The organism is Acetobacter sp. JWB, assembly GCF_003323795.1.
Classification (GTDB): Bacteria; Pseudomonadota; Alphaproteobacteria; order Acetobacterales; family Acetobacteraceae; genus Acetobacter; species Acetobacter oryzifermentans.
Map to the genome: position 1 here is coordinate 1,686,997 of NZ_CP030871.1, position 13,605 is coordinate 1,700,601.

General features: G+C 48.7%; 13 protein-coding genes and 1 riboswitch. Of the genes, 5 read left to right on the plus strand and 8 right to left on the minus strand.

The features are described from left to right. Window position 1 precedes the first annotated feature (1 nt). Window positions 2-1,072 (minus strand): NAD(P)-dependent alcohol dehydrogenase, encoded by a 1,071-nt coding sequence (locus tag DS739_RS07990; RefSeq protein ID WP_006117254.1) that lies wholly within the window; start codon window positions 1,070-1,072, stop codon window positions 2-4. A 306-nt stretch (window positions 1,073-1,378) separates the two neighbouring features. On the opposite strand from DS739_RS07990, the gene DS739_RS07995 reads away from it, so the two are divergent. Then, window positions 1,379-1,843, plus strand: coding sequence for a nuclear transport factor 2 family protein (locus DS739_RS07995; RefSeq protein WP_006117255.1), 465 nt, complete (start codon window positions 1,379-1,381; stop codon window positions 1,841-1,843). 791 nt (window positions 1,844-2,634) lie between these two features. Here the strand turns inward: DS739_RS07995 and DS739_RS08005 are convergent. The 3 genes from DS739_RS08005 to DS739_RS08015 all read right to left on the minus strand — a co-directional run bounded on the left by DS739_RS08005 (window position 2,635) and on the right by DS739_RS08015 (window position 6,217). Beyond that, window positions 2,635-3,990 carry an MFS transporter gene (locus DS739_RS08005; RefSeq protein ID WP_006117256.1) on the minus strand — a complete coding sequence of 452 codons (1,356 nt, stop codon included), beginning with the start codon at window positions 3,988-3,990 and terminating at the stop codon, window positions 2,635-2,637. A gap of 284 nt (window positions 3,991-4,274) precedes the next feature. After that, window positions 4,275-4,667: a hypothetical protein gene (locus tag DS739_RS08010; RefSeq protein ID WP_035352011.1), complete on the minus strand. Its 393-nt coding sequence runs from the start codon at window positions 4,665-4,667 to the stop codon at window positions 4,275-4,277. Window positions 4,668-5,074: 407 nt separating this feature from the next. Continuing rightward, window positions 5,075-6,217 (minus strand): SMP-30/gluconolactonase/LRE family protein, encoded by a 1,143-nt coding sequence (locus tag DS739_RS08015; protein ID WP_114012462.1) that lies wholly within the window; start codon window positions 6,215-6,217, stop codon window positions 5,075-5,077. A 225-nt stretch (window positions 6,218-6,442) separates the two neighbouring features. On the opposite strand from DS739_RS08015, the gene DS739_RS08020 reads away from it, so the two are divergent. Then, window positions 6,443-7,516 (plus strand): alkene reductase, encoded by a 1,074-nt coding sequence (locus DS739_RS08020; protein WP_006117260.1) that lies wholly within the window; start codon window positions 6,443-6,445, stop codon window positions 7,514-7,516. 17 nt (window positions 7,517-7,533) lie between these two features. On the opposite strand, the gene DS739_RS08025 is transcribed toward DS739_RS08020, so the two are convergent. The 4 genes from DS739_RS08025 to DS739_RS08045 all read right to left on the minus strand — a co-directional run bounded on the left by DS739_RS08025 (window position 7,534) and on the right by DS739_RS08045 (window position 10,642). Continuing rightward, on the minus strand, window positions 7,534-8,535 hold the full coding sequence (locus DS739_RS08025) for a CRISPR-associated endonuclease Cas3'' (protein WP_006117261.1): 1,002 nt from the start codon (window positions 8,533-8,535) through the stop codon (window positions 7,534-7,536). A gap of 306 nt (window positions 8,536-8,841) precedes the next feature. Further along, window positions 8,842-9,123, minus strand: a complete 282-nt coding sequence (locus DS739_RS08035; protein WP_231621198.1) for a hypothetical protein — start codon at window positions 9,121-9,123, stop codon at window positions 8,842-8,844. Window positions 9,124-9,149: 26 nt separating this feature from the next. Then, window positions 9,150-9,551, minus strand: coding sequence for a hypothetical protein (locus DS739_RS08040; protein WP_231621197.1), 402 nt, complete (start codon window positions 9,549-9,551; stop codon window positions 9,150-9,152). Continuing rightward, window positions 9,548-10,642: a Rieske 2Fe-2S domain-containing protein gene (locus DS739_RS08045; protein ID WP_006117263.1), complete on the minus strand. Its 1,095-nt coding sequence runs from the start codon at window positions 10,640-10,642 to the stop codon at window positions 9,548-9,550. The genes DS739_RS08040 and DS739_RS08045 overlap by 4 nt, the downstream gene beginning before the upstream one ends. Before the next feature lie 326 nt (window positions 10,643-10,968). Next, a riboswitch (cobalamin riboswitch) is annotated at window positions 10,969-11,201 on the minus strand. On the opposite strand from DS739_RS08045, the gene DS739_RS14575 reads away from it, so the two are divergent. The 3 genes from DS739_RS14575 (at window position 11,185) to DS739_RS08055 (ending at window position 13,601) form a co-directional block, all read left to right on the plus strand. After that, complete coding sequence (locus tag DS739_RS14575) at window positions 11,185-11,313, plus strand: hypothetical protein (protein ID WP_255411702.1); 129 nt, start codon at window positions 11,185-11,187, stop codon at window positions 11,311-11,313. Its footprint overlaps the riboswitch before it by 17 nt. 245 nt (window positions 11,314-11,558) lie before the next feature. After that, the gene (locus DS739_RS08050; RefSeq protein WP_006117265.1) at window positions 11,559-12,542 is read left to right on the plus strand and encodes a DUF1852 domain-containing protein; all 984 of its coding nucleotides are present in this window, start codon (window positions 11,559-11,561) and stop codon (window positions 12,540-12,542) included. A 27-nt stretch (window positions 12,543-12,569) separates the two neighbouring features. Further along, window positions 12,570-13,601, plus strand: coding sequence for a methionine synthase (locus tag DS739_RS08055; protein WP_006117266.1), 1,032 nt, complete (start codon window positions 12,570-12,572; stop codon window positions 13,599-13,601). The last annotated feature ends 4 nt before the right edge of the window (window positions 13,602-13,605 follow it).

The window sequence follows — 13,605 nt, forward strand, 5'->3', positions numbered from 1 at the left end:
GTTAGGCTGCAGCACTGTTCGGCATAGAAGCCATATCTATAACAAAGCGGTATTTTACATCAGAACGCAAAACTCGCCCATAAGCCTCGTTAATCTGATCTGCGTGCACAACTTCGATATCACTTGTAATATTGTGTTTGCCGCAAAAATCCAACATTTCCTGTGTTTCCTGAATACCACCGATTGCTGAACCCGCAAGGCTTCTCCGCTTAGCCACAAGGCTGAATGCGCCAATAGACATCGGCTTTTCTGGCAGACCAACAAGAACCATGTGTCCGTCCTGCTTAAGCAACGCAAGATAGGCATTAATATCATGCTCGGCAGAAACAGCATCCAAAATAAAATCAAACTGGTTGGCTTCTGCTGCCATGGCCTCTGCATCCCGCGAAATAACTACGTGATGAGCCCCCAAGCGTTTGCCATCTTCCACCTTATTTGCAGAGGTGGTGAAAAGCGTTACTTCCGCCCCCAGTGCCACAGCAAACTTTACTGCCATATGGCCAAGCCCACCTAACCCAACAATGCCAACCTTATGGCCAACCCCCACTTTCCAATGCGACAGCGGAGACCATGTGGTAATGCCCGCACAAAGCAAAGGCGCTGCGGCAGCCGGATCCAAATTTTCTGGTACACGCAGCACAAAACGTTCATTCACCACAATTGCGCGTGAATATCCACCAAACGTATAGGCATCCGTTTTGGGAAAATCCGGGTCTGGGCTATTGTAAGTCCACGTTGGCCCGGCATCGCAGTATTGCTCTAACCCGGCTTCACAAGAAGCACATGTCTGGCAGGAATTAACCATACACCCCACACCCACCAACTCACCCAGCTTAAAGCGCGTAACATCCACACCCACGGCAGCAACTCGCCCGATGATTTCATGCCCGGGCACACATGGATAAGACGCAGGGCCCCATTCGCTCCGAACAGTGTGAATATCAGAATGGCAGATACCACAATGGGTGATATCAATCTGCACATCGAGAGGGCCGCAATCACGACGCTGGAAGGTAAAAGGAGCCAGCGGAGTAGTCGCGCTGGAGACAGCGTAGCCGACGCAAGTAAACATAAAACACCCCTATTAAAACTGAAAACAGGTTTCAGATAACCAGCCAAAACTAACAGAAATTTCCTGCCTGATGTAAGCACATCAACTTGACCTCTGCATTGTCATTTTGGACAGGCACGTAACATCGGCGCTTCCTGTGTTGTATGCGCAGCAAAAATCGCTCCCATAAAATGAAATACATATAAATAATAAATTCTTTTTCAAAACATCCATGTTCAGACTATAATTCTTACTCACTAGATAACCTGTGAATTCAAACACTGTGCTGTAGCAACGTTAAATGCTGCATCAGATCAGGAGTCCACTATGTCACGACCGCCCTTTCCACCTTTTGATATCGAGAGCGCAACACGCAAAGTCCGCCTTGCCGAAGATGCTTGGAACTCCCAAAACCCTGAACAAGTGGCACAGGCCTATACTGTAGATAGTCAATGGCGCAACCGAACGGAATTTATTCATGGCCGTAATGAAATAGTAGATTTTCTAAAGCGCAAATGGAAAACAGAGCATGAGTATCGTCTCATCAAGGAACTCTGGGGTTTTCGCAATAACCGCATGGCTGTTCGCTTTGCGTATGAATGGCATGATGACGCGGAACAGTGGTTTCGATCTTACGGCAATGAGGTATGGGAGTTTAACCCCGATGGACTGATGCTCCGCCGCTTTGCATCAATTAATGATTTACATATCGAAGCAGAAAACCGCTTGTTTCATTGGCCCCAAGGACGTCGGCCGGACGATCATCCTGAGCTTTCCGATCTTGGACTTTAGCAGCATAAAAAGAGAACGTTTTCCAAACTGCTATTTAATAAATTCGAGTTTCTTCATAAAATGAGCTACTACCCCACAGGATACTTCTGTTTATGGTTCTGAATTACAGGGTTTTTCATACCCATGTCCTGTTTGAGAGTTTTCATTTCAGTCCCAGCAACAAACATTACACATGGCTTACATGAATATCCAACCGGAGCATCCTAAGGAACAGGTGGTTGTGCATGGTAAAACTTCTGTACAGCAACATGGAAAAACACAATTCATGTTCTTACTAATCGAGGATATCGGGTTATTGCTCCAAACCAGATTGGGTTTTGAAAGTCCAGTAAGCCACGAGCCTATCAGTTCAGTTTCGGGCAGCTTGCCTGCATGTACCGGAGGCCTGATGCTGATATTGTCGCGTGGAATTCTGCTTTGCTGTACGACATGATCGCAACACAGCCGGTTATCTATGAGCTGCCACGCCTCAAATCCCCTACAACCTTGATGATCGGGGACAAGGATGTGACCGCAATAGGGAGTAATAGCGCGCCTTCCAACGTAAGTGCAAAGTTGAGGCATTACCCTGAACTTGGCGAGGCAGCGGCAGCCGCCATTCCTAATGCAAAACTGGTTGAATTTCCCAATGAACAGCATACACCCCAGCTACAGTATCCAGAGGTCTTTCATAAGGCGTTTCTAGGCACTCATCTAAATGCTCACAGCCTTCATGTGCGGATGATAACCGATCCTCACGGACAAAGCGTGGTTTATTATCTGGCTTTCACAACCTCTTCTGTTTTTTGGTGCTATTGCTTATCTCGGATAACACGGCGAGAAACACTGAGAAGAGCACCGGTAAGGGCAAATCCTGTTGCCAGTTCTAGGCAATGAACAGCCCCAGAACTTCCTTCTGATAAACCAAAAACCAGTGCCACCAAAGCTGAGCCCAGCGCCCAGCCCATCGTACGCGCAACAGCTAACATACCACTGGCCGCGCCACTGCGCGTTGTTGGGCCAGAAGTCATGACTGTAAGATTATTGGGTGTTTGATAAAAACCAAACCCAATGCCGCACACCCCCATCCGCCAAGCGACATCCCAAAATGGTGGGTGAGCAGGCATAATGCTCAACATGGTTAATCCAGCCGCCAGAATAGTCAGCCCAATACTGCTTAAAACAGATGCAGGGTGGCGGGCTGCCAACCGGCCAGCAAAAGGTGCAGCCACGGCAACAAGCAATGGCCAAGGTGTAACAAGCAAGCCAGTTGTAACCGCAGACTGATGCATAACTGTTTGAAACAGAAATGGCAGAGCAACATAGGCTAAAATTTGTGCTGCATAGGCACAAACAGATGTGAGGATTGAGAGCGAAAACAGGGGGATGGCTAGAAGATCAAGGGGGAGCATAGGGGCCTTCTGGCGGCGCTGCTGCATATACAGCATAACGGCGCACAAAAAGCCTGTTCCAATCTCAATACCCGCCCATCTGGGCTCTTTCTGCCCAAGCGCATCAACACCAAGAACACCGAGCCCCAGAGCACCAACATTTAGCAAAGCGCCCAGCCAATCAAATGTAAATGAACGGCGCGGGCTATGTGGTGCTACCCGGAGGAAAAGTGGAACCGCTATAAGACCGATTGGTAGATTGATCAGGAATAACCAAGGCCAGGTGGCAACAGATAAAACCGCAGCAGCCAATGTGGGGCCCGTAGCGGCTGAAATAGCAACTGCAAGTGCAATTGTTGCGAAGGCTTTATGCAAAAATTCTCGCGGGTAAACGCTTCTTACGAGTGCGCCGCTTAATGCTGCCATACAGGCACCACCAACGCCTTGTAAAACGCGTGAACCAACAAGAAGACCAATGGATCCGGAAAGCGCACAAGCCAGAGAAGCCGCAGTAAATAGGGCAAGACCAAAAGCGTATACTCTTTTAAGGCCAAGAGATTCAGCCAATGCCGCAGCAGGTAGCAAACTGACCGCAACAGCAAGTTGATATCCGTTAACAATCCAGACAGTCAGCGTTTCGCTACATGAAAGATCTCGTGCAATGGTAGGAAGAGCGATATTGGCAATGGCGCCATCTAGCCCTCCCAATACAATTCCGAGCACAGCGCAAAGCATCACCAAGCGGCGTTGCGTATCGGAAACCGGTTGGTTATTCATGGGATGAAAGCACTATGTTTGTGAGTGTTTGCACGTGATGTGGCTTAAATATTGAAGGGGCCATGAAAGCTACCGGTTTCCTGATCATGCATATGCTGCTGTGAGCCGTGAAAGAAAATACGAGCATTTTATCATATTCGACAATTCGTATTTACAGACAGCACATGTCACATTGCTTCTGTGGCTCATATTTTTAAAGAAAACAGCCAAAACTTGTATCATCTACGATACTGCGCAGCAGGCACGATTTTCCTTTGTGTGTCCCCAAAAATAAATTCATAATGCTACTGTCTTATTCCGCTACTGGAGCTAAAATTCGCAGTGGAAAAACTATGGTTCAGCACAATACCATTGTTGAATACGATAGTAAGTGTTTTGCTTTTGTTGTTTGTTCTTGCTCCAAGCATACCCAGACCAACAACATCCTGAGCTATTGAGAGACCATCTTCTCTCCCGACCGTAAAACTATAAACCCAGAACTCATAGCCGTTTTCGTAACCTTTCTGCCCCGGTTCACCATAAATTTGATGCACTTGAGATGAAGTTGTCACGCCATCATGAATATTCTGGTTAACTTCCGTAAGTGTTGTATGTTTTATAGAAGCATCACCCGAAGATGTGCAGGCACCCGTACTGGCAATAATAACCATGGCCACGGCGGTTCTGATGATCTTCATTCTGTAATCGGTCCTTTTAGATGTGTATTTTCTGTATACTCTATTGTATTGTATCAATACAGATGGTCTATCTGGATGTTACCATTGGCTTGCTAAATGTGATTTTCTCACCAACTCATTCCCCCAGTTCCTTCGCCATGCAGAGTGAGAGAGAAAATTGCGCCGATATACTCACACCAGATGTCGTGGCAGGAGCGAACTCATGGCAGAGTGACACCACAATGCAATTGCAGCTTATAGAAATGCCTATAAAAAGTATTAAAAGATGATTTCTCTTTGCGATATAGGAAAACTGCCTATCTGCTCGGTATTTGGCACACAGGCCGCCTTAGCGTGTGAGCTAAAGAATAGGATCGTGGCGGCCAGCAACAGACAGAGTGCTGAGCACCAACCTGATGGAATGTTTTTCATCCTTCCACACCCGTCCCTAAAGGAATTCCGTCCAGACTATCTGGTAAAGGTATGGAAAAAACCAGAAATGGGGCCTGCACCTCATTCCGTCCATCATTCAAAAAAGCCAGTTTCTGTAACTGGGGGCATGGGACATACAGCCTGCGATTACGGTCTATGAAAAGCGCATCGGGAGAAATCAAGCGGTGATCCTGCACCAGCGTTGCCCGCTTTCCTGATGGCGACAGCACGGTAATCTGGCTGTTTTCCGCATCTGCAAGATAGATATTTCCACGCGTATCCATGCAGGTTCCCCCAATGCTAGGAATTTCCGCAACAATCTCGACCTTTTGCGCAAGCTGATCATCCGTCAGGGCCATGTCCAGAAGGTCAGCAACGCCAATACGCTTCAAAGGGCCAGCCGGAACCGCAAAATAAAGCCACGTTCCACTGGCATCTACTTCAATATCATCACTGGCAATATCGGGGCGTCTCCCTTCTCCATCTGCTAGAATACGCCCACCAATCCCCCTGTGCAGATGCACACCATCATTCCGCATGACCTTTTGGCCAGACAGCCGCCGAAGCGTCTTTCCAGTAGAAAGATTATGGACAATAACGCCACCAAGGCCACTATCCGTTACAAATATCAGATCACCGTGTATTCTCAGATCATTAAACCGCGCACCGGGTGGCATAATGGCCGCAGAAAAGCTTAGCACCTGCATGATGTCGCCAGTTTTTACATCAAGTTGTACCAGCTTCTGCGCTCCCGGCTCCGGCTGGCTGCCTACGGGTGCTCCCTGATCCACAACCCAGAGCGTATTATCTCGAAAGAGGTGAATAGCATTTACCATAACAAAGGCTTGAGAACCATTCTTCCCTTTTTGCCATGTGTTCCAGCGCCCTCCGGGAAAAGGTACTGGCTCTCCCCTGTTATTTACCCGCGCCACTGAGGGCGTTTTTTCCATTCCGGGGAAACGTGGCAGACCCAGAAAAACCACTCCCTCGTGTGAGACAGCAACACCGCTGGCAATAAAAGGAGAGTGGGCAGCAACGGAAATCTGTTCTTTTGCTTCGACTTTTCCAGAAAAGGAGTCTGCCACACCAACTGCTATACCACTCAAAAACAGCCTTCTTGTTACAAAGCTTGATGACATGGAATATTCCTTAGAAAAGAGTGACCCACATTTTTCATATTGGGCAAAAAGTAGGAAGATAACCCTGCCCTCTCCAATTCTAGAACTTCCTGCTGGCAGCAGTTAACGTTGATAATTATAACAATAACAAAATTTTATTATTTATTTTTCATGTAAAAACGCTGTTATGAAGCAAGCGTTTCTCTCCAACTCATAAGAACTGCGCTTTTTAGGAAGGATAATGTCATGCCCAGCCTGTTTGAACCGATTAAATTGGGAAGCATTTACGCTAAAAACAGAATTCTCATGGCACCGCTAACGCGCGGTAGAAGCACCCGCCAGCATGTTCCAACCCCCATTATGGCCGAGTATTATGCGCAACGTGCCACCGCTGGTCTGATCATCTCGGAAGCAACCGGAATCAGCCAAGAAGGTCTTGGATGGCCCTATGCGCCGGGCCTGTGGTCACAAGAGCAAGTAGAAGCATGGAAGCCCGTTACTGCGGCAGTGCATGCAAAGGGCGGAAAGATTGTGGCCCAACTCTGGCACATGGGCCGCATGGTGCATTCCAGTGTAACGGGCCAGCAACCTGTATCCTGCTCAGCAACAAAGGCACCTGAGCCACTTCATACATATAACGGCAAGCAGCCTCCCGAAGTTGCCCGGCCCCTTACCAAGGATGACATTGCCCGTATTCTGAATGATTACGAAAAAGCCGCCCGCAATGCACTGGAGGCTGGCTTTGACGGTGTACAAATTCACGCAGCCAACGGTTATCTGATTGATGAATTCCTGCGAGACGGCACCAACCATCGCTCTGACGAATATGGTGGCTCTCCTGAAAACCGTATTCGCTTTCTGCATGAAGTCACGAAACGAGTAATCGCCACGATTGGCGCGGACAGAACATCTGTCAGGCTTTCACCAAATGGCAATACACAAGGCTGCATCGACAGCCATCCCGATCAGGTTTTCTTACCCGCCGCAAAGCTTCTGAACGATCTCGATATTGCATTTCTCGAACTGCGCGAGCCCGGCCCTCATGGCACATTTGGCAAGACCGATCAGCCGAAGCTGCATGCTCCGATCCGCAAAGTTTTTACAAAACCATTGGTTCTGAATCAGGATTACACACGGGACGAAGCGATTGAAACGGTCGCAACCGGTATTGCCGATGCCATTGCATTTGGCCGACCTTTTTTAGCTAATCCGGATCTGGTGCACCGTCTGGAAGATAACCTTCCCCTGAATAAGGATGATATCCAAACCTGGTACACGCAGGGGGCAGAAGGCTATACCGATTACCCACTTGCTCGGTAACCCCCATGCCTTTTCCACTAGAGTAAGGGTTTCACCAGTTCATCCCCGCGTGTGCGGGGAACATGTACGCCCCGCCCGGATGCCATCAGCCGATGCGCCGCCACCAACGCCGCTTCAGTTTTGCCGGAACCCGTCATATCCTCAATCACCACCAGAGTTGGTCCGGCAGGAAGAGACGTAACGTCCAGCAGCGCCTGAACTGGCGAAGGCGTCCTGATATGCGGAAACAAATGTGCAATGCCTTGGAATGGTGAAATGCTTGCGGGAGCAAGCCCTGCATGCACAATCGCACTTTGAGCACGAGGAAGGGCTTTGTTCCAAAAATAACCTGAAAGATCATCAACATCATCCGGCCTGACATATGGAAACCATTCCTGCCGTGAACCAATCCAATCCGCCTGAACCGTCAACCCAGCTAACTGCCATTCCAACTGGAGTAGATGATCTAATGAATGATAAGGCTTGATAGGAGGAGGACGAAAAACATCAAATAACAGACTAACAAGTTTGTGAGCATATGGTGTCGATAGCTTAATATCAGAAGCACGAGTTTGATAATCGTTTACTGAGACTGGCTGTCCATGATGCCCTGCCACAGCACGCCATAACCGCCTTTTATCCGAAAGCAGCCAGCCTTCCCCTTCGGAATTAGTGCCAAATAGCGGTGCCAGTTCCTCTCGGCAAACGCGATCAAGAAATAATACGCCATCCACGTCATGACGTGATGCCACGACTTCATCAGGACACTCTCCCAATGCCTGCTCTGGCCAGCACTCCGGAACTTTTGCCTGAAAAGCTGGCGTTAGTTTGCCAATATCATGCAAAGCAACCAGCATCCCCAACTGGCGATTGTCCAACCCTAACCGCTGACTACCGGGCAAAAGAATTGCTACTGCCGCCACATCCAGCATATGGGCGATAAGCGGATGTATTAAAGTGTCTTCCCCCAAGCCGACTGATGCCGGGCGAGCCTTACCCCAGAAAAATTTTAGCCCTTTCCCTTCTTGTGTGTCCGGCATGTTTCATTCCTTTTTTCAACGATCAGCGATGCAGCTATTTCTTGCTAAAAACATAGCGAAATTTACCACGGACCGGCACAAAACCGTTGCAAGTCCAGTTTGGTTGCTGCGCGCTAAGCGGATCTCCCGCTTTCGCCGTCATGTCGGTCTTAAGAAAATCGTTTCAGACGTCCAAAAAACCGACATTGTTTTATCAGTGATCGCCTAATTTTAGTTCTGACAACATTGCATAGTTTCTTAATTCGAAATTCAAGATAGCATTCAAATGACAAGTGTTCGCTTTTTCTATTCAGATCCTATTCCACTTCACCAATGATTTTCACGAGACATCAATTCCCGATGCATGCTTCGTCCTCGACTGGTAAGACGAGCAGCAGCACTGCCCCAGCGTACGGAAAATCCGGCCGCGACATATCCCATCAATATCAATGATCCGCGAATGGCACCGCGATCCGCTATGGGGATGCCATACTCGCCGCTTATCGGTAGAGAGAGAATAAAACGGCACTGTTCTTTTGTGAGATCTTTTGCCGCCAGATAGGGCCTGCCTGCCCCATTCTGGGTGGGGAAATCTATGACATTACTCATGATCTGTCTCTTCAGGTTCACACTGTTCAAGAAATCATAAATTCAACTTGCACACGACAATACAGATCCATCGCAGCTTTCTGTGCACCAATCAGATTCTGAACCGCTATATAGGTTTGCACGTAACTTGCTTCCGGCACGTGCGCTGGCCTGTCAGTCAGCGCCATCGCCATTTCTATCGCTGTATCGAGAAGCGGCCTGAAATGTGCTTCCAGATAGTCACCACGCATCTGATGGTCTGTTGGTAGATTGGAAACAGTCATCTGGAAAAGATCATAGCCATTCTGCTGCAATTGTTCTTCTTCAGGTAAAGCAGCATCTGTTCCCAGCAAGGAAATTATACAGGTTCGATCAGGCGCCAGAAGAATGATCTTTTCCAGCAAAGGATGAAAAGCATGGGAAGGTGGCGCGATAAAAGGCAATCTCATGGGGCCGCCTTTTCTACACTCTCTGGCGCCTGACCACATCGCCTGAGCAGATCACGAAGTTGATTGATAACCGGGAAGACTTCCCGATTGTGATCTCCACCGAGGTCTTTCCATGCAGCCTGTTCCAGCTCGACAATCTCGCGATCTTCAAAGAAGACGCGCTCCGTGAATGCGACCAGTATTGGCCAGGCAATATCCAGTAAAAAAGGCACTTTCAGTCGTTTGATCGACAACAAACCGAAAACACGGTTGGTCAGCTCCTCACGATCCTGCGGCACATAAGAGATCCATAACTCCATCACGGGTTCCTCACTCCCTTGCGTTTCAATACGCAGGATCTGGTAAGGATATTGTGTCCTGATGGTCATGACATCCCGGTAGGCAAAATCCCGACCATCACGGCGTCTCTGGCCGTAGATCAGCGCCTCGCTCAAAGGCTGTTTGCCGCCGGTTCGTGCAAAGGTGTAGCGGGCCTCCACAAAATCCTCTCCGTGATCCATTCCGAGGAACCGAGGCTTCATTTTCCCGACCAACCGACTGTGCAAAACCTGATGATTCATATCCATCAGGTTTTCATGCATGAAACTGTAATGACAGTTCACCACCTGCCCGAAGCGCCGCGTGCGATAGCGCCTGTCTCTCACCCTTGGAAAATCAGGAAGCGCGGTCGTCGCCGCAAGAGACTGGTCTCCCATGAAAACAAAAATGAGCCCATCTTTTTCGCGGCAGGCCCAACTTTTGAGACGCAGACATTGCGCTTCGGCTGAAACATTCGGCGAAACACATTGGCCGTGCCGGTTATATCTCAGACCATGAGCAACGCAGCTTATCAGGTCACCATGGACGTTTCCTTTGCCAAGCAGAACCTGCCGATGGGCGCACAGGCCATCCAGAGCATAAGGAATGCCGCTTTTGGGGCGCACGACGACGATATGCTGTCCTGCAAACCGGACATCGATTGCCTTTTCCCGTCCCAATTCACGGGACCATGCGACAGGATACCAAAAGTTCGGATTGGTTCTGACACGTCTTAAATCAATCTGTACCACGCACGCTGAATGATCTGAAATTTGGTGAAGTTCGTTTTCCATTGCCTCGGCTTTTCAACTGGCTCAGCGCAAAGGAAACAATACAATCCCTCGTCATGGAGCATCGTGTCGTCTCTCACATTTTGTCTGAGCAAGTGTACCCGTTATCAATTATCGGACAGAATGCATGATTGTCCGGTGACTGACTCTGAAGTGTCTAACGAACTAATGCTGTTTGCAGCACAAAAGCATCATTTGTATATCGGCCAGAAATGATGGGGTAAGCCCCCCTGACCTGAAAAGAGTCCATCGCCTGATTCATCAGGAGTGACCGAGGCATGAGGCAGACAGGCATATATTCTCTCCTTCCTTCGGTCATCCCGCCCGACGGTTGGTGGCTGAGCAATGGCAGGTCTCCTGGCTCACGGATCATGGCCAACTGGTTCCAACCTTCCCGTTCCTATGAGAACAGTGGTCCACGTTCAAAGTGAACGAACCAGCGGCATACCGCCTACAGTTGCGGGAGCAGCCTCCGACTTTGCTTCCGGCCGATTGTCTGACCAGAACATAACGGAGTTCCCTATTAACCCGCTCGCGCGGGACCATTGAAGCGTTTGCTCCTGCACCATGCCGCCAAACGCATCCCACGTGCAAGCTGGAACATTCTGGAGCTGCGAAAGGCAGATATCAGTTTTTCGCATGTAGACCGAGACCGGATTGAGCTGATGCCCTGAAAACAAACATTACGCCAATCAGTTTCTGACTGCGTCTTTTCCTGAGGCAATGCAGCCACATTAGTCCATGAACAATATTGATGTATTGATGAAATCAAATCATTTCTGCTCACGGGTTCGTTCAGGCATAAAGCTACCATGACGATGACCACCACCGCCTAAAAAACTCAGAAGACAAACTTGGGGACGCCATGCCCCCGTGCCCGCATTCTGGTTTGCGGTGGAAATAGGAATGCAGAACAACAATGATTCAGGATTCGACATTCAGTATCCATCGGCTTCGTTTCGATGAAAACTATCATCCTTCCGACAGAACCCGCCTTACAACCAATTTTGCCAATCTGGCGAGAGGGAAAAGCCGTCAGGAAAACCTGCGCAATGTCCTGCGGATGATAGACAACCGGTTCAATGATCTGGCGCATTGGGATAATGCCAACAGAGATCGTTACACTCTTGAACTTGAAATCGTTTCTGTGGAGATGGATCTCGCCTTTGCAGGCAAAAGCGGTAGCTTTCCTCTGATCGAAGTCCTCTACACAACAATTGTTGATAAAAACGCCGACAAACGGATAGAGGGCCTCGCCGGAAACAGTTTTTCCTCGTACGTGCGGGATTACGACTTCAGCGTGTTGTTACCGGCTTACAATAAAGAAAAAGCCAAATTCAGTGTTCCCCATAATTATGGAGACCTACATGGAAATCTCTTTAAAAGCGTTATGAACTCGTCTGCTTACAAGCAGAATTTTAAAAAATTACCGGTTATCTGCCTCAGTGTCTCGACCAATCGCACCTATCATCGAACGGAAAATCAGCATCCTGTTCTCGGCGTTGAGTATGAACAGCGTGAATTTTCTCTGACAGACCAGTATTTTAAAAAAATGGGAATGCAAGTTCGTTATTTCATGCCGCGCAATAGTGCTGCGCCACTGGCCTTCTATTTTTTTGGTGATCTGCTGTCTGACTACTCTGCTCTTGAACTGATCAGCACCATAAGCGTGATGGAATCTTTTCAGAAAATTTACCGTCCTGAAATTTACAATGCCAATTCTGCCGCGGCTGACTGTTATCAACCGAGCCTAAAACATCAGGACTATTCCAACACCCGCATTGTCTACGATCGGGAGGAACGTACACAACTGGCGATCTCACAGGGACACTATACGGACGAGCATTTCATCAAGCCATATCACGACATTCTCGAAAAATGGTCTGCCGGTTACGTCGCCTGATCCATCAGAAATACAAGGTTACCTCTCATGAAAACACTCCTCCCCACCTCAACGGCTGGCAGCCTGCCGAAACCCTCATGGCTCGCACAGCCTGAGACACTCTGGTCCCCCTGGAAATTGCAGGGGGAAGAGCTGGTCGAAGGTAAGCAGGATGCGCTTCGCCTGACGCTGGACGATCAGAACCGTGCTGGCATTGATATCGTCAGTGACGGCGAGCAGACGCGTCAGCATTTCGTCACGACCTTTATTGAGCATCTCAGTGGTGTCGATTTCGAGAACCGTCAGACAGTCAAAATTCGCAACCGCTACGATGCGAGCGTACCATCCGTTGTCGGCGCCGTAGCGCGTGAAAAACCGGTTTTTGTCGAGGATGCAAAGTTTTTACGCACCCTGACAAAGAAACCTATCAAATGGGCGCTCCCCGGCCCCATGACGATGATCGACACGCTCTATGATGGCCACTACAAAAGCCGTGAAAAACTCGCCTGGGAATTTGCCAAAATTCTCAATCAGGAAGCAAAAGAACTGGAAGCGGCTGGTGTCAACATCATCCAGTTCGATGAACCCGCCTTCAATGTTTTCTTTGATGAGGTCAATGACTGGGGCATTGCCACATTAGAGAAAGCTATTGAAGGGCTGAAGTGCGAGACAGCAGTTCATATCTGTTATGGTTACGGCATCAAAGCCAATATCGATTGGAAAAATGCTCTTGGGGAAGAGTGGCGTCAGTATGAAGAAATCTTTCCCAAACTGCAAAAATCCAATATCGATCTGATTTCATTGGAATGTCAGAACTCCCGCGTTCCAATGGATCTGATCGAACTCATTCGTGGAAAAAAGGTCATGGTTGGCGCCATTGACGTGGCCACCAAAACCATTGAGACGCCTGAAAAAGTCGCCGATATTCTGCGAAAAGCACTTCAGTTTGTTGATGCTGACAAGCTTTACCCCTGCACCAATTGCGGTATGGCACCGTTACCGCGTGATGTAGCGCGTGGAAAACTGGATGCTCTGGGCGCAGGTGCGGAAATTGTTCGAAAAGAACTTTCGGCCGGCTAGGTAG

Excerpts from the sequence above, each read along its gene's own strand:
- DS739_RS07990 (WP_006117254.1), bottom strand. The coding sequence starts at position 1,072 with ATGTTTACTTGCGTCGGCTACGCTGTCTCCAGCGCGACTACTCCGCTG.
- DS739_RS07995 (WP_006117255.1), top strand. The coding sequence starts at position 1,379 with ATGTCACGACCGCCCTTTCCACCTTTTGATATCGAGAGCGCAACACGC.
- DS739_RS08005 (WP_006117256.1), bottom strand. The coding sequence starts at position 3,990 with ATGAATAACCAACCGGTTTCCGATACGCAACGCCGCTTGGTGATGCTT.
- DS739_RS08010 (WP_035352011.1), bottom strand. The coding sequence starts at position 4,667 with ATGAAGATCATCAGAACCGCCGTGGCCATGGTTATTATTGCCAGTACG.
- DS739_RS08015 (WP_114012462.1), bottom strand. The coding sequence starts at position 6,217 with ATGTCATCAAGCTTTGTAACAAGAAGGCTGTTTTTGAGTGGTATAGCA.
- DS739_RS08020 (WP_006117260.1), top strand. The coding sequence starts at position 6,443 with ATGCCCAGCCTGTTTGAACCGATTAAATTGGGAAGCATTTACGCTAAA.
- DS739_RS08025 (WP_006117261.1), bottom strand. The coding sequence starts at position 8,535 with ATGCCGGACACACAAGAAGGGAAAGGGCTAAAATTTTTCTGGGGTAAG.
- DS739_RS08035 (WP_231621198.1), bottom strand. The coding sequence starts at position 9,123 with ATGAGTAATGTCATAGATTTCCCCACCCAGAATGGGGCAGGCAGGCCC.
- DS739_RS08040 (WP_231621197.1), bottom strand. The coding sequence starts at position 9,551 with ATGAGATTGCCTTTTATCGCGCCACCTTCCCATGCTTTTCATCCTTTG.
- DS739_RS08045 (WP_006117263.1), bottom strand. The coding sequence starts at position 10,642 with ATGGAAAACGAACTTCACCAAATTTCAGATCATTCAGCGTGCGTGGTA.
- DS739_RS08050 (WP_006117265.1), top strand. The coding sequence starts at position 11,559 with ATGATTCAGGATTCGACATTCAGTATCCATCGGCTTCGTTTCGATGAA.
- DS739_RS08055 (WP_006117266.1), top strand. The coding sequence starts at position 12,570 with ATGAAAACACTCCTCCCCACCTCAACGGCTGGCAGCCTGCCGAAACCC.